The organism is Pseudomonas sp. VA159-2 (genome assembly GCF_024126635.1).
In the GTDB taxonomy this organism is placed as follows: domain Bacteria; phylum Pseudomonadota; class Gammaproteobacteria; order Pseudomonadales; family Pseudomonadaceae; genus Aquipseudomonas; species Aquipseudomonas muyukensis.
This window is the reverse complement of record NZ_JAMYBV010000025.1, coordinates 48,688-67,224: the sequence shown is the minus strand read 5'-3', so window position 1 is coordinate 67,224 and position 18,537 is coordinate 48,688. Positions and strand designations below refer to the sequence as shown.

General features: G+C 65.4%; 21 protein-coding genes. 11 read left to right on the top strand and 10 right to left on the bottom strand.

Annotated elements, in window-relative coordinates; translation table 11 throughout:
- Positions 1 to 86 precede the first annotated feature (86 nt).
- Entirely contained in the window at positions 87 to 809 is a 723-nt protein-coding gene (locus NJG22_RS20300; protein WP_253097183.1) for a UDP-2,3-diacylglucosamine diphosphatase, read from the bottom strand.
- Positions 806 to 1,306: a peptidylprolyl isomerase gene (locus NJG22_RS20295; protein WP_253097181.1), complete on the bottom strand. Its 501-nt coding sequence runs from the start codon at positions 1,304 to 1,306 to the stop codon at positions 806 to 808. The genes NJG22_RS20300 and NJG22_RS20295 overlap by 4 nt, the downstream gene beginning before the upstream one ends.
- Positions 1,307 to 1,553: 247 nt before the next feature.
- Between NJG22_RS20295 and NJG22_RS20290 the strand changes: the two genes are divergently transcribed.
- Together NJG22_RS20290 and cysS are read left to right on the top strand one after the other, a co-directional pair.
- Positions 1,554 to 3,257 carry a glutamine--tRNA ligase/YqeY domain fusion protein gene (locus NJG22_RS20290; protein WP_253097179.1) on the top strand — a complete coding sequence of 568 codons (1,704 nt, stop codon included), beginning with the start codon at positions 1,554 to 1,556 and terminating at the stop codon, positions 3,255 to 3,257.
- A 9-nt stretch (positions 3,258 to 3,266) separates the two neighbouring features.
- Positions 3,267 to 4,649, top strand: coding sequence for a cysteine--tRNA ligase (gene cysS, locus NJG22_RS20285; RefSeq protein WP_253097177.1), 1,383 nt, complete (start codon positions 3,267 to 3,269; stop codon positions 4,647 to 4,649).
- Positions 4,650 to 4,797: 148 nt separating this feature from the next.
- On the opposite strand, the gene NJG22_RS20280 is transcribed toward cysS, so the two are convergent.
- From NJG22_RS20280 to NJG22_RS20245, 8 genes are all read right to left on the bottom strand, one after another.
- On the bottom strand, positions 4,798 to 6,180 hold the full coding sequence (locus NJG22_RS20280) for a HAMP domain-containing sensor histidine kinase (RefSeq protein ID WP_253097175.1): 1,383 nt from the start codon (positions 6,178 to 6,180) through the stop codon (positions 4,798 to 4,800).
- Positions 6,158 to 6,838 (bottom strand): response regulator transcription factor, encoded by a 681-nt coding sequence (locus NJG22_RS20275; RefSeq protein WP_217847633.1) that lies wholly within the window; start codon positions 6,836 to 6,838, stop codon positions 6,158 to 6,160. Before NJG22_RS20275 ends, NJG22_RS20280 begins: the two co-directional genes overlap by 23 nt.
- A 159-nt stretch (positions 6,839 to 6,997) precedes the next feature.
- Positions 6,998 to 8,017, bottom strand: coding sequence for a branched-chain amino acid aminotransferase (locus NJG22_RS20270; protein ID WP_217847634.1), 1,020 nt, complete (start codon positions 8,015 to 8,017; stop codon positions 6,998 to 7,000).
- 123 nt (positions 8,018 to 8,140) lie between these two features.
- Positions 8,141 to 9,721: an ATP-binding cassette domain-containing protein gene (locus tag NJG22_RS20265; RefSeq protein ID WP_253097173.1), complete on the bottom strand. Its 1,581-nt coding sequence runs from the start codon at positions 9,719 to 9,721 to the stop codon at positions 8,141 to 8,143.
- 332 nt (positions 9,722 to 10,053) lie between these two features.
- Complete coding sequence (locus NJG22_RS20260) at positions 10,054 to 10,407, bottom strand: hypothetical protein (protein ID WP_253097187.1); 354 nt, start codon at positions 10,405 to 10,407, stop codon at positions 10,054 to 10,056.
- Entirely contained in the window at positions 10,404 to 10,769 is a 366-nt protein-coding gene (locus NJG22_RS20255) for a glyoxalase superfamily protein (RefSeq protein WP_253097171.1), read from the bottom strand. The genes NJG22_RS20260 and NJG22_RS20255 overlap by 4 nt, the downstream gene beginning before the upstream one ends.
- An 8-nt stretch (positions 10,770 to 10,777) precedes the next feature.
- Positions 10,778 to 11,365 carry an HD domain-containing protein gene (locus NJG22_RS20250; RefSeq protein ID WP_253097169.1) on the bottom strand — a complete coding sequence of 196 codons (588 nt, stop codon included), beginning with the start codon at positions 11,363 to 11,365 and terminating at the stop codon, positions 10,778 to 10,780.
- 80 nt (positions 11,366 to 11,445) lie between these two features.
- Positions 11,446 to 12,009: a helix-turn-helix transcriptional regulator gene (locus tag NJG22_RS20245; protein WP_253097160.1), complete on the bottom strand. Its 564-nt coding sequence runs from the start codon at positions 12,007 to 12,009 to the stop codon at positions 11,446 to 11,448.
- Between the two features lie 235 nt (positions 12,010 to 12,244).
- Here NJG22_RS20245 and NJG22_RS20240 point away from each other — a divergent pair, with 235 nt between their 5' ends.
- The 9 genes from NJG22_RS20240 to NJG22_RS20200 all read left to right on the top strand — a co-directional run bounded on the left by NJG22_RS20240 (position 12,245) and on the right by NJG22_RS20200 (position 18,535).
- Positions 12,245 to 13,078 carry an urease accessory protein UreD gene (locus tag NJG22_RS20240; protein ID WP_253097159.1) on the top strand — a complete coding sequence of 278 codons (834 nt, stop codon included), beginning with the start codon at positions 12,245 to 12,247 and terminating at the stop codon, positions 13,076 to 13,078.
- A gap of 10 nt (positions 13,079 to 13,088) precedes the next feature.
- Positions 13,089 to 13,391, top strand: a complete 303-nt coding sequence (locus NJG22_RS20235; RefSeq protein ID WP_253097143.1) for an urease subunit gamma — start codon at positions 13,089 to 13,091, stop codon at positions 13,389 to 13,391.
- A gap of 10 nt (positions 13,392 to 13,401) precedes the next feature.
- A complete protein-coding gene (locus NJG22_RS20230) occupies positions 13,402 to 13,719 on the top strand; it encodes an urease subunit beta (RefSeq protein ID WP_217853986.1) in 318 nt (105 codons plus the stop codon).
- Positions 13,716 to 15,419, top strand: coding sequence for an urease subunit alpha (gene ureC, locus NJG22_RS20225; protein WP_253097134.1), 1,704 nt, complete (start codon positions 13,716 to 13,718; stop codon positions 15,417 to 15,419). The genes NJG22_RS20230 and ureC overlap by 4 nt, the downstream gene beginning before the upstream one ends.
- A gap of 10 nt (positions 15,420 to 15,429) precedes the next feature.
- Entirely contained in the window at positions 15,430 to 15,903 is a 474-nt protein-coding gene (gene ureE, locus NJG22_RS20220; protein WP_253097132.1) for an urease accessory protein UreE, read from the top strand.
- A 15-nt stretch (positions 15,904 to 15,918) separates the two neighbouring features.
- On the top strand, positions 15,919 to 16,464 hold the full coding sequence (locus tag NJG22_RS20215; protein ID WP_253097130.1) for a HupE/UreJ family protein: 546 nt from the start codon (positions 15,919 to 15,921) through the stop codon (positions 16,462 to 16,464).
- Complete coding sequence (locus NJG22_RS20210) at positions 16,464 to 17,138, top strand: urease accessory UreF family protein (protein ID WP_253097122.1); 675 nt, start codon at positions 16,464 to 16,466, stop codon at positions 17,136 to 17,138. The genes NJG22_RS20215 and NJG22_RS20210 overlap by 1 nt, the downstream gene beginning before the upstream one ends.
- Positions 17,139 to 17,148: 10 nt before the next feature.
- On the top strand, positions 17,149 to 17,790 hold the full coding sequence (gene ureG, locus NJG22_RS20205; protein WP_253097120.1) for an urease accessory protein UreG: 642 nt from the start codon (positions 17,149 to 17,151) through the stop codon (positions 17,788 to 17,790).
- A gap of 601 nt (positions 17,791 to 18,391) precedes the next feature.
- Positions 18,392 to 18,535 (top strand): hypothetical protein, encoded by a 144-nt coding sequence (locus NJG22_RS20200; protein ID WP_253097119.1) that lies wholly within the window; start codon positions 18,392 to 18,394, stop codon positions 18,533 to 18,535.
- The last annotated feature ends 2 nt before the right edge of the window (positions 18,536 to 18,537 follow it).

The following is an 18,537-nucleotide window of genomic DNA, read 5'->3' as shown; positions in this document are numbered from 1 at the left end:
CCGGCGATTACTGCATGAACGCTGAAACCTGGGGCCGCTGCGCGCCCCTTTCGCGACACGAGGCCGCGCCTACAGGGGGCTGGCGTTCAGGCGAACTCGAACGGGGCCAGCTGGAAGCCCTGTTCATCCACCTGCAGCGCCCAGCCGCGGCGATCCCAGTCACCCAGCACGATACGCCGCGCCGGCTGGCCATCGACCACCAGCTTGTGCAGCGCCGGGCGGTGGGTATGGCCGTGTACCAGTGTGCGCACACCGTGCGCCGCCATCACCTTCGGCACTTCCTCCGGGGTGACATCGACGATTTCGGTGTTCTTCATTCGTGTCTGTGATTGGCTCTCGCTGCGCAGCTTGCGCGCCAGCTTGCGCCGCGTGGACAGCGGCAGGTGCCGCAGGATCCACAGGCTCAGCGGGTTGCGCAGGTAGCGACGCAGTTTCATGTAGCCGACATCGCGGGTGCACAGGGTGTCGCCATGCATCAGCAGCACCGGCTGGCCGCCAAGCTCGACCACGCAAGGGTCGTCCAGCAGGGTGCAGCCGGCCGCTTCGCAGAACGCCTGGCCGATGAGAAAGTCGCGGTTGCCATGCATCAGGTAGATCGCCGTGCCGCTGTCGGCCAGCTGGCGCAGGGCCTGGCAGATCGACTGTTGGAACGGGGTCATGGCATCGTCGCCGATCCACGCCTCGAAGAAGTCGCCGAGAATGTACAGCGCCTTGGCATGCCGCGCACGGCCTTCGAGCAGATCAACAAACGCCCGGGTGATGTCCGGGCGTTCTTCTTGCAGGTGCAGATCGGAGATCAGCAGAATCACTCAATGATCTCGGCTTTCTCGATGATCACGTCGTCTTTCGGTACGTCCTGGTGACCAGCCTTGGAACCGGTGGCGACTTTCTCGATGGCGTCGACCACTTCCTTGCCTTCGATCACTTCACCGAAGACCGCGTAGCCCCAGCCCTGCACGTTCTTGCCGCTGTGGTTGAGGAAACCGTTGTCGGAGGCGTTGATGAAGAACTGCGCCGAGGCCGAGTGCGGCTCCATGGTACGTGCCATGGCGATGGTGTACTTGTCGTTCTTCAGGCCGTTGTCGGCTTCGTTCTGGATGCTGGCGCGGGTCTTCTTCTGGCTCATGTTTGCGTCGAAACCGCCGCCCTGGATCATGAAACCCTTGATCACGCGGTGGAAGACGGTGCCATCGTAGTGGCCTTCCTTGACGTACTGAACGAAGTTCTCGGTGGTCTGCGGGGCTTTTTCGGCATTGAGTTGCAGGACGATATCGCCGTGGTTGGTGCTCAGTTTGACTTTGGACATGCTGAAATTCGCTCTTTCAAGGCATACGGGAAATAGGGTGCGCGCTGCGCTCGGTCAACTTGACGCAGCATCAGGCGACCGCGACACACGCCACTGGGTGGTGATTCTGCTGGATTGTAGACCGTTGCGGCGACAAAACGCGCCACTTTGTCAGTGCTTCGGCTGTCAGCAGCTTGACTGCTTCGGCTATGATAGGCGCTTTGATTCAATCGGCCTACCCGGCCGGCTACCTGCATTCAAGGACACTATGAGCAAGCCCACTGCCGACAACGCGCCAAACGCCGCTGCCAAAGGCGCCCCCGCCGTCCCTGTGAACTTCCTGCGGCCGATCGTCCAGGCCGACCTGGACGCGGGCAAGCACCAGAGCATCGTCACCCGTTTCCCGCCGGAGCCCAACGGCTACCTGCACATTGGTCACGCCAAGTCGATCTGCGTCAACTTCGGCCTGGCCAAGGAATTCGGCGGTGCCTGCCACCTGCGTTTCGACGACACCAACCCGGCCAAGGAAGACCAGGAGTACATCGACTCCATCCAGCGTGACGTCAAGTGGCTGGGCTTCGAGTGGGCAGGCCCGGTGCGCTACGCCTCGGACTACTTCGAGCAGTTGCACGACTGGGCGGTGGACCTGATCAAGTCGGGCAATGCCTATGTCTGCGACCTGACCCCCGAGCAGGCCAAGGAATACCGCGGCAGCCTGACCGAGCCGGGCAAGAACAGCCCGTTCCGCGAGCGCAGCGTCGAGGATAACCTCGACCTGTTCGCGCGCATGAAGGCCGGCGAGTTCAAGGATGGCGAGCGGGTGCTGCGGGCCAAGATAGACATGGCGTCGCCGAACATGAACCTGCGCGACCCGATCCTGTATCGGATCCGCCATGCCCACCACCACCAGACCGGTGACAAGTGGTGCATCTACCCCAACTACGACTTCACCCATGGCCAGTCGGACGCTATCGAAGGCATCACCCATTCGATCTGCACCCTGGAGTTCGAAAGCCACCGTCCGCTGTACGACTGGTTCCTCGACAAGCTGCCGGTACCGGCGCACCCGCGTCAGTACGAGTTCAGCCGCCTGAACCTGAACTACACCATCACCTCCAAGCGCAAGCTCAAGCAACTGGTCGACGAAGGCCATGTCGAGGCCTGGGACGACCCGCGCATGTCGACCCTGTCGGGCTACCGCCGTCGTGGCTACACCCCGGCCTCGATCCGCAACTTCTGCGAAATGATCGGCACCAACCGTTCCGACGGCGTGGTCGACATGTCGATGCTCGAGTTCAGCATCCGCGACGACCTCGACCGTACCGCGCCACGCGCGATGTGCGTGCTGCGCCCGCTGAAGGTGGTCATCAGCAACTACCCCGAGGGCCAGGTCGAGCAGCTCGAGCTGCCGCGCCACCCGAAAGAGGACATGGGCGTGCGCGTGCTGCCGTTCGCCCGCGAGCTGTACATCGACCGTGACGACTTCATGGAAGCGCCGCCAAAAGGCTATAAGCGCCTGGAACCGGCCGGTGAAGTGCGCCTGCGCGGCAGCTACGTGATCCGCGCGGACGAGGCGATCAAGGATGCCGATGGCAACATCGTCGAGCTGCGCTGCTCGTACGACCCGGACACCCTGGGCAAGAACCCCGAGGGCCGCAAGGTCAAGGGCGTGATCCACTGGGTGCCGGCCGCTGGCAGCGTCGAGTGCGAGGTGCGCCTGTACGACCGCCTGTTCCGCTCCGCCAACCCGGAGAAGACCGAGGACGGCGGCAGCTTCCTCGACAACATCAACCCGGATTCGCTGCAGGTGCTCAGCGGTTGCCGCGCCGAGCCTTCGTTGGCCCAGGCCCAGGCCGAGGACCGCTTCCAGTTCGAGCGCGAAGGCTACTTCTGCGTCGACCTGAAAGACAGCCAGCCGGGTCGCCCGGTGTTCAACCGCACCGTCACCCTGCGTGACTCCTGGGGCAGCTGAGGAAACGCCGTGCTTTCGATCTACAACACGCTGAGCAAGACCAAGGAAGCCTTCAAGCCGCTCGATGGCAACAAGGTGCGCATGTACGTGTGCGGCATGACCGTGTACGACTACTGCCACCTTGGCCACGGCCGCAGCATGGTGGCCTTCGACCTGGTCACCCGCTGGCTGCGCAAGAGCGGCTATGAGCTCACCTACGTGCGCAACATCACCGACATCGACGACAAGATCATCAACCGGGCCAATGAGAACGGCGAGTCGTTCGACGCGCTGACCGCCCGCATGATCGATGCGATGCACGAGGACGAGCGGCGTCTGAACATCCTGCCGCCGGACCAGGAGCCGCGTGCCACCGACCACATCGGCGGCATGCATGCGATGATCCAGACCCTGATCGACAAGGGCTACGCCTACGCCCCGGGCAATGGCGACGTGTACTACCGGGTCGGCAAGTTCGCCGGCTACGGCAAGCTGTCGCGCAAGAAGATCGAAGACCTGCGCATCGGTGCCCGCATCGAGGTCGACGAGGCCAAGCAGGACCCGCTGGACTTCGTGCTGTGGAAGGGCGTCAAGCCGGGCGAGCCATACTGGGATTCGCCGTGGGGCCCGGGCCGTCCGGGCTGGCACATCGAGTGCTCGGTGATGTCCACCTGCTGCCTGGGCGAGAGCTTCGACATTCACGGTGGCGGCAGCGACCTGGAGTTCCCGCACCACGAGAACGAGATCGCCCAGAGCGAGGCCGCTACCGGCAAACCGTACGCCAACGCCTGGATGCACTGCGGCATGATTCGCATCAATGGCGAGAAGATGTCCAAGTCGTTGAACAACTTCTTCACCATCCGCGATGTGCTCGACAAGTACCACCCGGAGGTGGTGCGCTACCTGCTGGTGGCCAGCCATTACCGCAGCGCGATCAACTACTCCGAGGACAGCCTGCGTGATGCCAAGGGCGCGCTGGAGCGCTTCTATCACGCCTTGCGTGGCCTGCCACGGGTAGCGGCGCAGGGCGGCGAGGCGTTCGTCGAGCGTTTCACCGTGGCGATGAACGACGACTTCGGTACCCCGGAAGCCTGTGCCGTGCTGTTCGACCTGGTGCGCGAGATCAACCGTTTGCGCGACAGCGATCCTGAGGCCGCCGCCGGCCTGGCGGGCCGCTTGCGCGAGCTGGGAGATGTGCTGGGTGTGCTGCAGCTGGAGGCCGATGACTTCCTGCGCGCCGGTGCCGAGGGCAAGGTCGACGCCGCCGAAGTGGAGGCGCTGATCCAGGCGCGTCTGCAGGCGCGCAGCGACAAGAACTGGGCCGAGTCCGACCGCATTCGTGACCAGCTGACCGCCATGGGCGTGGTGCTGGAAGACAGCAAGGGTGCCACCACCTGGCGCCTGGCTGACTGATCGGCGCCTGGTTCGCCAGCAAGCTGGCTCCTACAGGTATTGCATGCGGTAATTAGTGTAGGAGCCGGCTTGCCGGCGAACACCGGCGCAGCCGGTGCCAGTCACCGCGTCGTCTGGTTCGCCAGCAGGCTCCTACGGGATCTGCGGTTCAGGCCGCCTTGGTGCAGTGCAGCACCAGCCTTGCCCCACCCAATTCGCTGGCCCCCACCTCCAATCCATAGCCATGCAGGTCGACGATCGCTGCAACGATCGACAAGCCCAGCCCGAACCCGGCATGACGGTGGCCTTCCTCGCTGCGATAGAAGCGCTTGAGCACCGCCTCGCGTTCATCCGCCGGAATCCCCGGGCCGCTGTCCTCGACCGAAATCTGCACGCCCTGGGGGTTTTCCTGCGCCTCGATGCGCACCTGCCCGCCTTCGGGGGTGAACTTGATCGCGTTACCCACCAGGTTGGCCAATGCCTCGAACAGCAACTCGCGGTCACCATGCAGCGCCGGTAACTGCGCGGGCTGTTTCAGGTGCAAACGGATGCCTCCGTCCTCGGCCAGCGGCAAGTAGAAGTCGTGCAACTCCACCAGCAGCCCCTGCGGGTCGAGCTGGACGAAGCCGGCGCGTCGCTGCCGGTCTTCAAGCTCGCTGATGCGCAATAGCCCGCGAAAACGCGCCATCAGCGTGTCGGTCTCGCCAATCGCCTGATCCAGCGCCTCGCCTTCGGCGGAGCCGGCCGGGCTCTGCTGGCGAATGCGGTACAGCTGGGCGCGCAGCCGGGTCAAGGGCGTGCGAAGGTCGTGGGCGATGTTGTCGCACACCCCCTTGACCTCGTGCATCAGCCGCTCGATGCGGTCGAGCATGGCGTTGACGATGGCCGCCAGCATGTCCAGCTCGTCGCGTCGGGCCGACAGCGGCAGGCGGTGGGTGAGGTCGCCGGCGACGATCAGGTCGGCTTGGTCCTGGATGGCGCGGATGCGCTTGAGTGGCCGGCGGCGCAACAGGTACCAGCCGGCAAAACCGGGAATCAGGGTCAGCGAGATACCCCAGAGCAGGGCATGCAGGATGATCCGGGTTACCACGAACAACGAGCCGTTGTCGCGCACCAGCACCAGCCAGCGGCCGTCCTGGACCTTGATCGCCACCGCGTCGCAACTGTCGCGGGGCAGGTGCGGGTCGTCGGCGTCCAGGCAACGCTTGAGTTCATGGACCTTGCCATCGAGACCTAACTCCGCAGGGATGTTGCGGATGCGCCCGCCAATGGGGTTGAGCTGGGGGTCGAACAGGCCGTAGGCATCGAAGCTGCGTTCTTCGAAGGCCTGGCTGGCGATCAGCGCATCGTCCAGCTGCTTGCCGCTCATGTGGGCGAACAGGTGCTGGCGTTGCAGCATGGAGTGACGGGTGAGCTTGTTCAGGTAACTGGTGACCTCGAAGTACAGCACCCCCATGAGGATGCTGCTCCAGGCCACGAACAGGAAACTGTACAACGCCAGCAGGCGGCTGGTGGAGGAGCTCCAGCCTTTAGACGGGTTCGGCAATGGCATAGCCGGAGCCCCGCACGGTACGGATCAGCGGGCTTTGGCCGGGCGAGTCGATCTTCTTGCGCAGGCGGCCGATATGCACATCGATCAGGTTGGTGCCGGGGTCGAAGTGATAGCCCCAGACCTCCTCGAAGATCATCATCCGGGTGATCACCTGGCCGGAGTGGCGCATCAGGTACTCCAGCAGCTTGTATTCGGTGGGCAGCAGGTTCAGCGACTGCTCGCCCCGACGCGCCTCGTGGCTGATCAGGTCCAGTTCCAGGTCGGCCACCTGCAGGCGAGTTTGGGTCATCGGTACGCTGTTGCGCCGCAGCAGCACTTCGACCCGGGCGGCCATTTCATCGGAGGCGAATGGCTTGGTCAGGTAGTCGTCGCCACCGGCGCGCAGGCCACGGACGCGTTCGTCGACGTCCGACAGGGCGCTGATCATCAGGATTGGCGTGGCGATCTTCAGGTTGCGCAGGGTGGTGACGATAGTCAGGCCATCGACCTCGGGCAGCATGCGGTCGAGGGTGATCAGCTCGTAGCCGCCGGCGATGGCCTTGGCCAGGCCTTCGCGGCCGTTGTCGGCCCAGTCGACTTCCAGCCCGTGGCTGGACAGTTCGGCGACGATTTCCTGGGCAGTGACGGCGTCGTCTTCGATGGTCAGTACGCGAGGCATGCTGGTTCCTGGGCGGCGAGTGGAGACCTGATTGTGCCAAAGAATAGACAAGCGGCGATTTAAGAAAAATTCATCTGGATCAATGGAACGGTAGGCGCCATACGCGAAGGGGGCATGCCATCGCTGGCATGCCCCCTTTGTTCACTGCAGGCGCAGGCCTCAGGCGACCTTGACGATCCAGCCCGCTGGCGCTTCGACGTCACCGCTTTGGATGCCGGTCAGCTCGGCGTAGAGCTTCTGGGTGACCGGGCCGACCTTCTCCAGGTCGTGGAACACGTGCAGCTTGCCGTTGTACTCGATACCGCCGATCGGGGTGATTACTGCGGCGGTGCCGCAGGCGCCGGCCTCGATGAAGCGGTCGAGCTTGTTGATCTCGACATCGCCTTCGACCACTTTCAGGCCCAGACGCGAGGCAGCCAGTTCCATCAGCGACAGACGGGTGATGCCTGGCAGCACCGAGGCCGATTTCGGGGTGACGAATTCGTTGTCCTTGGTGATACCGAAGAAGTTGGCCGAGCCGACTTCCTCGATCTTGGTGTGGGTCAGCGGGTCCAGGTAGATGGCGTCGGCGAAGTTGGCTTTTTTCGCCTCGGCGCCTGGCTGCAGGCTGGCGGCGTAGTTGCCACCGACCTTGGCCGCGCCGGTGCCTTGTGGCGCGGCGCGGTCGAAGCTGGAAATCTGGAAGTTGTGCGGCTTCATGCCGCCTTTGAAGTACGAACCCACCGGGATGGCGAAGATCGAGAAAATGAACTCGGGCGCGGTGCGCACACCGATGTTGTCACCGGTGCCGATCACGAATGGGCGCAGGTACAGCGCGCCTTTGCCGTGGGGCGGCACGAACTTTTCGTTGGCCTTGACCACCTGCTTGCAGGCTTCGATGAACACCTCGGTGGGGACCTGCGGCATCAGCAGGCGAGCGCAGCTGCGCTGCATGCGCGCGGCGTTCTGGTCAGGGCGGAACAGGTTGATCGAGCCGTCCTTGCAACGGTAGGCCTTCAGCCCCTCGAAGCACTGCTGGCCATAGTGCAGGGCAGTGGAGCCTTCACTGATGTGCAGCACGTTGTCTTCGGTCAGGGTGCCCTTGTCCCATTCGCCGTTACGCCATACGGACAGGTAACGTTTGTCGGTCTTGATGTAGTCGAAACCCAGCTTGTCCCAGTTAATGCTTTCGTTACTCATGACACCCTCATTGCTCTACGCCCGAACACGGCGGGCTGCTTTTATATGCGCACCCCGCCACCATAATACATCCGGCGCGGATCGGGAACGGCCAGTCACGCAATCCGCCGGGCGAGCCTGAGTTCAGCCTAAACGCAGATAGTCCTGCAGAATCAGGTTGTGCAGAAAAACGTGGTCATGCGAGACCACCAGCAGCGCCCCCTTGAACTGTCGCAACAACTGCTCCAGCGCCTCGAGCGACGGCAGGTCGAGGTGGTTGTTCGGCTCGTCGAGCAGCAGCAGGTCCAATGGCTGCTCCCGGTACAGCACCGCAGCCAGCGCGACCTTAAGCCGTTCGCCGCCACTGAGCAGGGCACCGGGCAGGGCGATGCGTGCCACATCGATGCCCAGCTGCGCCAGGCGACGATGCAGTTCGTCGCGCTGCAGGCGAGGGTTGGCGGCGCGCAGGTGTTCCACGGCACTCTGTCGCGGTTCCAAGCGGCTGCCGTGCTGGTCGAGCAGGGCCACTTCGCCGGTCAGCCGCAGGCTGCCCGCGCGCGGCGCCAGTTCACCGGCCACCACCCGCAGCAGGGTGGACTTGCCGCTGCCGTTGTCGCCCACCACCCCCAGCCGCTGGCCCAGGCACAGGCGCAGGTCCAGGGCATTCGTCGTGCCCCGTGGCAGGCGCAAACCCTCCAGGGCGAGCACCTCGCGCCCCGCATGCCGTTGCGGCGTGGGGACGTGCAGCATGATCGGCACCTCGCGCTCGACTTGGCGCGCTGCCTGGCGCACCTGTTCGTCCAGCGCCACCTTGGCGTCTTGCTGCTCGCGGCACTGGCGCCCGGCGGTGGCCTGGCTGCGCTGTTGCTGGCGGTCGAGCAGAATCTGCGCCTGGTTCGCCTGCCTGGCCTGGCGCCCGGCGCGGGCCTGGTGACGTTCGAGGTTCTCGCGCTGACGTTGCAATGCCAGGGCCTGGCGTTGACGCTGCTGCTTGAGGCGCAGCAATTGCTGCGCGGCCAGTGCGGCCTGCGCGGTACTCTGCTGGCGGTAGAAATCGAAATCGCCGCCATAGGCGCGCAGGCCAAGGGGCGACAGTTCGACGATGCGTGCCATGTGCCCGAGCAGTGCCCGGTCGTGGCTGATCACCAGCAGGCCTTTTTCCCAGCCCTGGAGCATGTCCAGCAGCATGGCCCTGGCGCTGCTGTCCAGGTGGTTGCTTGGCTCGTCGAGGATCAGGTAGTCGGCCTCGCTCAGCCAGGCGCCGAGCAGGGCGACGCGCATGGCCTGGCCGCCGCTCAGGCGATTGGCCGGGCAGTGCGGGTCGAGGTGACCCAGGCCATGGCGTTGCAACTGGGCCTGCAATCGCGAGCGGATGTCCCAGCGATCGCCGACTGCGTCGAAGTCCGCCGGATCGATGCTGCCGCGTTCGATCCGTTCGAGGGCGCGCAGGGTGCCACCGACCTGGGCCAGGTCCGCGAGCGTGGCGCTGTTGGCGAGCAGCTGCTGCTCGAGATGATGCACTCGACCATGGCGCAGGCAGTGACCTTGGCTGGGTTCGCGCAGGCCGGCCAGCAGTTGCCCGAGCAGGCTCTTGCCAACGCCGTTGCGTCCGACCAGGCCGGTGTGGCGCAGGTCGAAGGATTCGTTGAGGTCGGTGAAAAGCGGCCTGCCATCGGGCAGGACCAGGGTGACGCTGTCCAGCGTCAGGATCGACGAGTTCGTCATGCACAACTCCACTCATGCCGCGACATCCCCGGTGCGAACCGGAGTCTGAAGACTGGCCGTCAGGCTGACGGCGGCATCAATGGCGCATTGGACGAATACCTCGTGGTGTGGCGTGCGTGCAAGACTAGTCCAGCGAGGCGTTGGAAGGCAACGTTTTCGTCTAAGCGCGTCGTCAGCACATGCGCACTCCCCTGTAGGAGCGGCCTCGTGTCGCGATAGGGCTGCGCAGCAGCCCCAGCAATTTATGCGCAAACCCTGAAATCCCGGGGCTGCTGCGCAGCCCTATCGCGACGCAAGGCCGCTCCTACACAACCGCGCAGGGCTTGAAAGGCTCAGCGCAAGCGCCGGTTCCAGTCGCCGCCATGATCGCGCCAGCAGGCCTCCTCGCTGTCGAAACGCACATACCAGGCCACAGGGTCCAGCGCGATGCCTGCCTCGCTCAGCGCCTGGCCAGTCAGCGCGATCATCCGCGCCTTGTCCGCGCCGGCCAGTGCGCGGGCCATGTCGGTGTCGTCGGTGAACACCCAGGTGATGCGCAGGCTGGCGGGGAAGTCATCGAGGTCGAGCCGATGGGTGAGCCAGGCAAAGCCGACGATCTCGGCCTGGGCGACGGTGCAGGCGTCGGTCAGGCAGGCGACCAGCTCGCGCTCCAGGCGCGCCAGTGCTCGGCGATTGCCAGCCATCAGTCGTCGATCTGCTGGCAGAAGCGCAGACGGTTGCCGAACGGGTCGGCCACCTGCATCTCCAGGCCCCAGTCCACCACCTCGGCCTTGGGGCGCGCGTAGCCATTCTGCTTGGCCAGCAGCTCGCGCTCCAGGGCCTTGAGGTCGGCGACCCGGGCGAACACCGCCGAGCCGGGGGTGGCATCGCCATGGTGTTCGGACAGGTGCAGGATCAGCCCGTCGCGGTGAATCTGCATGTACAGCGGCAGGTCGGCGGCGAAGCGATGCTCCCAGTCGAGGGTGAAGCCGAGGAAGTCGAGGTAGAACTCCCGGGCCTTTTCCACCGAGAAGATGCGCAGAATCGCAATGGCGGGGGCGAATTGCATAGTCAGGCTCACTGCTTGGCGGGGGGCTGGGGCGCCGTCATGCGCTTGCGCGTCTGCTCGTCGATCTGCTCGCGCAGGGCTTGGAACAGCGGCGCGGCGTCAGTATAGCGGCGGCCGTAGTCGAGGTTGAAGGCGTAGTCGAAGTCCGGCGGGTTGGCGCCCTGGGTGTGCTGCAGCAGGGTTTCCAGCTTGTCCAGCGCCTTCACCGCAAGGGCCTCGGCACTGCGTGCGGCGGTGTACTCCTGCCACAGGTCGAGGATGCCAGTGCGCAGCGGCTCGTCGAGCACCGCACACAGTTGCCGCAGGTCGGCGAACTCCTGCTGGTCCTTGTCCTGCCCGGGGTGTTGGGCAATGGCGGGAATGTCGCCGTGCAAGGCCTCGCCCAGGTCGTGGATGACACACAGCTGCACGACCTTCAACAGATCCAGGCCAGGCATCTGGTCGGCGAACACCAGGGCCATCAGGCACAGCCGCCAGCTGTGCTCGGCGGTGCTCTCGGTGCGGCCGGTGGCCGTGTGGGCGCTGCGCAGCACGTCCTTGAGGCGTTCGGCCTCGCGCAGAAAGGCCAGGCGGTTGGCCAGCAATAGGTGATCCATTTCAACTCCCCAGGTGGATACAGCCCGCTAGCCTAGGCGCGGGGCCGCCCGTGGGCCACGGATAATTTATGCGCGCAGGCTCACGCCAGGGTTTCGACCAGGCGCGCGGCGCTGCCGTCGGCCAGCAGCAGACGGGTCCAACGGCAGCGCCCGGCCGTGATCGGTACCAGCCGCGAGCGATTGTGGCCGGTGTCGAACTCCAGCGCTGGTGGCGCCAGCTGTTCACGCCAGCCCAGCGCCTGCAGGCTGGCCTCGCGCTGCATGATCGCCTCGCTGCTGAAGCGCCAGAGCGAGCGCCCCAGCAGGTCTGACAGCGGCAGGGCGAACTCGGCGGCGCGGGAGGGCGAGCAGGCCAGCAGGCGGTGGCTGAGGTCGCAGACCAGGTGCACCGGTCGCTGGTTGCCCTCCACCAAGCGGGCCAACGCCTGGTCGGCGGCGGCACTCAGACGGGCGCCGAGCAGTTGCCCGAGACGTGCCTGCTCCTGCGGGCTCATCAGTTGCTGGCCGTTCTCCCAGCGGGAAATGGTCGATTGCGCCACGCCGAACAGCTGGGCGGCGTGCGCTTGCTTGACCCGGTGCAGCAGGCGCCAACGGCGCAGCGCGATACCCAGGCCGGCGGGTTGGGGCAGGGCGGTAGCGGGCATGGGCTGACCTGACGGGCACCGGAACGGAGCAGCAGTGTCGCGCGGGCTCTAAGGCGGAGCAAGGCGCACTGACCGGCGGTTCGCAAGTTTCATCTGCGTTCACCTGCGCAGTTGGCCCGCTCCCTGCTATATCCAGCCAGCGAATTTGATCGAGTGGTCAACCCGGTGCGCCTGCGCGCGACCGGCCCATGACCCTCCAGACGGCCGCCAGGCCACGGATCTCAGGGGTAGCAGGATGACACTGGGGCAACGGATAGAGGCATCGCAGGCAGACCCAGGCTGGAGTGCCCACCTGCAGTTGCGCTTCAACCTGCGCGAGGGGGTGACCCGCCTTGGTGCGCGGCGCCATGTCGGACCTCTTTTGGTGCAGCGCCCGTTCCATCCGGAAGGCGCGCCGTGCCATGTGTATGTGCTGCACCCACCAGGCGGCATCGTTGCCGGGGACCGGCTGGACCTGGATATCCATCTCGAGACGGGCAGCCATGCGTTGTTGACCATGCCGGGAGCCAGCAAGTTCTACCGTAGCGTCGGCCCGACCGCGCGCCTTGCCCAACGTTTTTACCTGCAGGCCGGCAGCACCCTGGAGTGGCTGCCGCAGGACAGCATTTTCTTCAATGGCGCCCGTGCCAGCCTCGACAGCCAGTTCATCCTCGAGCCCGGCGCCCGCCTGCTGGCCTGGGAAACCCTGTGCCTGGGCCGCCCGGTGATCAACGAAGGTTTCGCCCAGGGCGCGCTGGACAGCCGCTTGTGCATCGAGCTGCCCGACGAACCCGGCCTGCACGAGCGCCTGCGCATCGAGGGCGGCCACCTGGACAAGCTCGCGGGCCATCCCTTGCTCGCCACCTTCTGTGCCACGCCCGCCGACCCGGCCGTGCTGGAGCAGGTGCGCCAGTTGCTCGATGGCTTGCCCACGCCGGCCGGGGCCACCTTGCTCGGCCCGCTGCTGGTGATCCGCCTGCTCGACCACGACAACCAACACCTGCAACACAACCTGCAGCGCCTCTGGCACCTGCTGCGCCCGGCCGTGCTCGGCCTGGCGCCGTGCCCGCCGCGCATCTGGGCCACCTGAGAGAGCCGCCATGGAGCTGACCCCGAGAGAGAAAGACAAACTGCTGCTGTTCACCGCCGCGCTGCTGGCCGAGCGCCGGTTGGCCCGCGGCCTGAAGCTCAACTACCCGGAAGCGGTGGCGTTGATCAGCGCCGCGGTGCTCGAAGGTGCTCGCGATGGGCGCACGGTGGCCGAGCTGATGAGCCTGGGCCGCGAAGTACTGGGGCGTGGACAGGTGATGGACGGCGTGCCCGAGATGCTCCCCGACGTCCAGGTCGAAGCGACATTCCCCGACGGCACCAAGCTGGTGACCGTGCATGACCCCATCGTCTGAGGTATTGACCATGATTCCCGGAGAGATCCAGGTCGCCGCCGGCGATATCGAACTCAACGTCGGCCGCCAGACGCTCAGCGTCAGCGTGGCCAACCACGGCGACCGCCCGGTACAGGTCGGTTCGCATTACCACTTCTTCGAGGTCAATGACACCTTGGTGTTCGAGCGTGCGCCGACCCGCGGCTTTCGCCTGGACATCCCGGCCGGCACCGCGGTGCGTTTCGAGCCGGGCCAGGCCCGTACCGTCCAGTTGGTGGCCTATGCCGGCAAGCGCGAGGTGCATGGCTTCCAGGGCAAGGTGATGGGCGCGTTGGAGGGCAGGGCATGAGCCGTATTTCCCGGCAGGCCTACGCCGACATGTTCGGCCCCACCGTCGGCGACCGCGTGCGCCTGGCCGACACCGCGCTGTGGGTGGCGGTGGAGCAGGACTTCACGGTCTATGGCGAGGAGGTCAAGTTCGGCGGCGGCAAGGTGATTCGCGACGGCATGGGCCAGGGCCAGATGCTGGCCGCCGAGGCCATGGACCTGGTGCTGACCAACGCCCTGATCATCGACCACTGGGGCATCGTCAAGGCTGACATCGGCATCAAGCACGGGCGCATCGCCGCCATCGGCAAGGCCGGTAATCCCGATGTACAGCCAGGCGTGACGATCCCGGTGGGGCCAGGCACCGAGGTCATCGCCGCCGAAGGCAAGATCGTCACTGCCGGTGGCATCGACTCGCATATCCATTTCATCTGCCCGCAGCAGGTCGAGGAAGCGCTGGCCAGCGGCGTCACCACCTTCATCGGCGGTGGCACCGGGCCGGCCACCGGCACCAATGCCACTACCTGCACCCCTGGCCCCTGGTACCTGGCGCGCATGCTCCAGGCCGCCGACAGCCTGCCGATCAACATCGGCCTGCTGGGCAAGGGCAATGCCTCGCGGCCCGAGGCCCTGCGCGAGCAGATCGCCGCCGGTGCCGTGGGCCTGAAGCTGCACGAGGACTGGGGCTCGACCCCGGCGGCCATCGACTGCTGCCTGGGCGTGGCCGAGGACATGGACATCCAGGTGGCGATCCATACCGACACCCTCAACGAGTCGGGCTGCATCGAGGACACCCTGGCCGCCATCGGCGAACGCACCATCCACACCTTCCATACCGAGGGCGCTGGCGGCGGCCACGCCCCGGACATCATCCGCGCGGCCGGCCAGGCCAACGTGCTGCCGTCCTCGACCAACCCGACCCTGCCGTACACGGTCAACACCGTCGACGAGCACCTGGACATGCTCATGGTCTGCCACCACCTGGACCCGAGCATCGCCGAGGACGTGGCCTTTGCTGAGTCGCGCATCCGCCGCGAGACCATTGCCGCCGAGGACATCCTCCACGATATCGGCGCCTTCGCCATGACGTCGTCCGACTCCCAGGCCATGGGCCGGGTCGGCGAGGTGGTGCTGCGCACCTGGCAGGTGGCGCACCAGATGAAGCTGCGCCGCGGCCCGCTGGCCCCGGACAACGGCTATTGCGACAACTTCCGGGTCAAGCGCTACATCGCCAAATACACGATCAACCCGGCGCTGACCCACGGCATCGGCCACGAGGTCGGTTCGCTGGAGGTCGGCAAATTGGCTGACCTGGTGCTTTGGGCGCCAGCGTTCTTCGCGGTCAAGCCAGCACTGGTACTCAAGGGTGGAATGATCGCCATGGCGCCGATGGGCGATATCAATGGCTCGATTCCCACGCCGCAGCCGGTGCATTACCGCTCGATGTTCGGCGCCTTGGGCGCGGCGCGGCATGCCACGCGCATGACCTTTTTGCCCCAGGCCGCGATGGCGCGTGGCTTGGCCGAAGAGCTTGGCCTGCGCAGCCTGATCGGCGTGGCCCAGGGCTGCCGCCGGGTGCGCAAGGCCGACATGCTCCACAACACCCTGCAGCCGTTGATCGAAGTCGATGCGCAGACCTACCAGGTGCGTGCCGACGGTGAGTTGCTGGTATGCGAACCGGCCCATGAACTGCCCCTGGCCCAGCGCTATTTCCTGTTCTGAAGGAGTGAACATGATCGTCCTGACCCAACGACTCGGCGATGCCGCCACGGTCACCGGTACCGTCACCCTCGATGTCGACAGCCGGATCAAGAGCCGCCTGCGCGTCACCCTCGACGATGGCCGCGAGGCCGGGCTGATGCTTGAACGCGGCCACCTGCTGCGTGGCGGCGAACTGTTGGCCGACGTCCAGGGCGCCCAGGTCATTCGCGTGCTGGCCGCCCCTGAGGCGGTGTCCACCGTGCGTTGCGCCGACCCGCACCTGCTGGCCCGTGCCGCCTACCACCTGGGCAATCGCCATGTGCCGCTGCAGATCGAGCCAGGCTTGCTGCGCTACCAGCGCGACCATGTACTTGACGCCATGCTGCGTGGCCTGGGCCTGCAGGTTGATGCCGAGCACGCCCCGTTCGAGCCCGAGGCCGGCGCCTACCAGAGTACCGCGCATGGCCATGACCACCCGTTCGTACGCCTTAACGCTCATTCCTGACCCTTGGAGCTTGTGATGAAAAAGACTTTCGCCCTTGTATTGCTGATGGTGGCCTTGCCAGCATTCGCCCATCCCGGGCATGACGCCAATCCATTGCAGGATGGCTTGCTGCATCCGCTGACTGGTCTGGATCACTTGCTGATGCTGCTGGGTACCGGTGTGCTCGCCGCCCTGACCAGGCGCAGCCTGGTCCTGCCGTTGGCGACCCTGGCGGCGATGTTCGGCGGTGCGGTGGGTGGCCATCTGTTTGGCGATGTGATCGGCATGGAACAGATGATCGTCGGTTCGTTGCTGGTGGCGGGTGCCGCGATGCTGTTGCCGAGCCGCCAGTTGCTGTTGTCGCTGATCATGCCGGTATTCGCCCTGTTCCACGGCTGGGCCCATGGCGTGGAGGCCACGCCCAGCGCGTTCTGGTTGTTCAGTGCCGGCTTTGTCACGGTAAGTGGCCTGTTGCTGGCGGCGGGTTTCGGCGTCGGTTGCCTGCTGCGGCGCCACACGGGCCTGCAAAAAGCCTTTGGTGGCGGCCTGCTCGCCGGTGCCGCGCTGGTACTGGCCGGTTGATGCCCAGCGACCTGGCGCTGCTGCGCCTGCTGCAACTGGCCAGCCCAGGGCTGCCGGTGGGTGGCTTTACCTACTCGCAAGGCCTGGAATGGGCTGTCGAGGCCGGTTGGGTGAAGGGCGCCGCGGGTTTTGCCGCCTGGCAACACGAGCAAGTGCGCGACACCCTGGGCTGTCTCGATTGGCCGGTACTGGCCCGCCTTTACCACGCCTGCCAGGCCCAGGATGCGCAAGCGTTCGCCCACTGGTCGCATTTTCTGCTGGCCAACCGCGAGACCGCCGAGCTGCGCCTGGAAGAGCGCCAGCGCGGCAGCGCCCTGGCACGGCTGCTCGACGGCTGGCAGTTGGCCCAGGAGCCGGCCTGGCGGTCCAGCCTGGAGCTCAGCCAGCTCGGTGGCATGGCCTGGCTGGGCGCGCATTGGTCGATTCCGCTGCGCCAGCTTGCCCTGGGCCATGGCTACGCCTGGCTGGAAGGGGCGGTGATGGCCGGGGTCAAGCTGGTGCCGTTCGGCCAGCAAGCCGCCCAGACGTTGTTGCGCGACCTGGGCGCGGAGCTGCCCGCCGTGCTCGACCAGGCCTTGCTGCTGCAGGACGACCAGCTCGGTGGTGGCTTGCCACTGCTGGCGATTGCCTCGTCACGCCACGAAACCCAATACACCCGTTTGTTCCGTTCCTGAGGACTGCCCCATGCAAAACTACCAGCAACCCCTGCGTGTCGGCGTCGGCGGCCCGGTCGGCTCCGGCAAGACGGCGCTGCTCGAAGCCCTGTGCAAGGCTATGCGCGATGATTACCAGATCGCCGTGGTGACCAATGACATCTACACCAAGGAAGACCAGCGCATCCTCACCGAAGCCGGGGCCCTCGAGCCCGAGCGCATCGTCGGTGTCGAAACCGGCGGCTGCCCGCACACCGCGATCCGCGAAGATGCCTCGATGAACCTGGCCGCGGTCGAGGCCCTGGCGCGAAAGTTCGGCAACCTCGAGGTGATCTTCGTCGAGAGTGGCGGCGACAACCTCAGTGCCACCTTCAGCCCGGAACTGGCCGACCTGACCGTCTATGTGATCGATGTCGCCGAAGGCGAGAAGATCCCACGCAAGGGCGGGCCGGGTATCACCAAGTCGGATTTCCTGGTGATCAACAAGACCGACCTGGCGCCTTACGTGGGGGCCTCGCTGGAGGTGATGGCGCGTGATACCCAGCGCATGCGCCCGCAGCGGCCATGGACGTTCAGTAACCTGAAAAAGGGCGAGGGCCTGCAGGCTGTGATCGATTTTATCGTCGAGCGCGGGATGCTGGGAGCAGGGCGTGGTCGGCAAGATTACACCTAAGCCAGGTTTGCGAGGCTTTGCGCACGACATCAACGGAACGGACGCAAAGCCGGTGAGGGGGCTTGGGCATGATCGGCAGCATGGCTGAGGGATAGAGTCGTCGGGGCTGAGCCTGCGGTACACGGTCCAGCTCACTTACTCAAGGAGTTCGATATGAATGCAACCGCGTTGATCGTGCTGTTGGCTACCACCCACCCTGCTTTGTTCCCCCTTGTTGATGCTCCCGGGGAGCGCGCTGACGCTGTTGGGCTGCAGGTGGTAGGGCTTGGGCATTATGGTGGCGTTGCGCCGATAGCCTGCCCTGACGATACGTTCCGTACCCCAGTGGGGCACTGCCAGCCGGCGTTTGAGTTCGACTGATCAATTCTAGGTCGGCAAGCGTTTGCGCCTGTGGTAATCGCTCGTAGGAGCGATGACACAATCTGTTCAGGGGTGGGCGGTTTCCTGCACGGTCAAATTAAATTTCAAGATGGATCGCAAGGCTTTGGCGAAAGATTATGGCTTGGGCCGTCGGTAAAGTCTGTCGGGCTGATGGCTGAAAGGATTGAGGCAATTCTACTGCCGCAGCTAGATCCAGAAATTTCGCTCAAAGGGAAACACCATGAAAAAAATTGCCCTGATTGCTCTGTTGTCCACTGTAGGGCTGACCCAGGTTGCCCACGCCTATCTGTACAAGGCGCCATGTCCGGAAGGTACCTACCTGACATCCGCAGGGCATTGCCAGCCAGATTGGGATTTCGACTGAGC

Excerpts from the sequence above, each read along its gene's own strand:
- ureG (WP_253097120.1), top strand. The coding sequence starts at position 17,149 with ATGCAAAACTACCAGCAACCCCTGCGTGTCGGCGTCGGCGGCCCGGTC.
- NJG22_RS20265 (WP_253097173.1), bottom strand. The coding sequence starts at position 9,721 with ATGACGAACTCGTCGATCCTGACGCTGGACAGCGTCACCCTGGTCCTG.
- NJG22_RS20290 (WP_253097179.1), top strand. The coding sequence starts at position 1,554 with ATGAGCAAGCCCACTGCCGACAACGCGCCAAACGCCGCTGCCAAAGGC.
- NJG22_RS20200 (WP_253097119.1), top strand. The coding sequence starts at position 18,392 with ATGAAAAAAATTGCCCTGATTGCTCTGTTGTCCACTGTAGGGCTGACC.
- NJG22_RS20280 (WP_253097175.1), bottom strand. The coding sequence starts at position 6,180 with ATGCCATTGCCGAACCCGTCTAAAGGCTGGAGCTCCTCCACCAGCCGC.
- ureC (WP_253097134.1), top strand. The coding sequence starts at position 13,716 with ATGAGCCGTATTTCCCGGCAGGCCTACGCCGACATGTTCGGCCCCACC.
- NJG22_RS20270 (WP_217847634.1), bottom strand. The coding sequence starts at position 8,017 with ATGAGTAACGAAAGCATTAACTGGGACAAGCTGGGTTTCGACTACATC.
- NJG22_RS20245 (WP_253097160.1), bottom strand. The coding sequence starts at position 12,009 with ATGCCCGCTACCGCCCTGCCCCAACCCGCCGGCCTGGGTATCGCGCTG.
- NJG22_RS20255 (WP_253097171.1), bottom strand. The coding sequence starts at position 10,769 with ATGCAATTCGCCCCCGCCATTGCGATTCTGCGCATCTTCTCGGTGGAA.
- NJG22_RS20230 (WP_217853986.1), top strand. The coding sequence starts at position 13,402 with ATGATTCCCGGAGAGATCCAGGTCGCCGCCGGCGATATCGAACTCAAC.
- NJG22_RS20210 (WP_253097122.1), top strand. The coding sequence starts at position 16,464 with ATGCCCAGCGACCTGGCGCTGCTGCGCCTGCTGCAACTGGCCAGCCCA.
- NJG22_RS20240 (WP_253097159.1), top strand. The coding sequence starts at position 12,245 with ATGACACTGGGGCAACGGATAGAGGCATCGCAGGCAGACCCAGGCTGG.
- NJG22_RS20250 (WP_253097169.1), bottom strand. The coding sequence starts at position 11,365 with ATGGATCACCTATTGCTGGCCAACCGCCTGGCCTTTCTGCGCGAGGCC.
- NJG22_RS20235 (WP_253097143.1), top strand. The coding sequence starts at position 13,089 with ATGGAGCTGACCCCGAGAGAGAAAGACAAACTGCTGCTGTTCACCGCC.
- ureE (WP_253097132.1), top strand. The coding sequence starts at position 15,430 with ATGATCGTCCTGACCCAACGACTCGGCGATGCCGCCACGGTCACCGGT.
- NJG22_RS20295 (WP_253097181.1), bottom strand. The coding sequence starts at position 1,306 with ATGTCCAAAGTCAAACTGAGCACCAACCACGGCGATATCGTCCTGCAA.
- NJG22_RS20275 (WP_217847633.1), bottom strand. The coding sequence starts at position 6,838 with ATGCCTCGCGTACTGACCATCGAAGACGACGCCGTCACTGCCCAGGAA.
- NJG22_RS20215 (WP_253097130.1), top strand. The coding sequence starts at position 15,919 with ATGAAAAAGACTTTCGCCCTTGTATTGCTGATGGTGGCCTTGCCAGCA.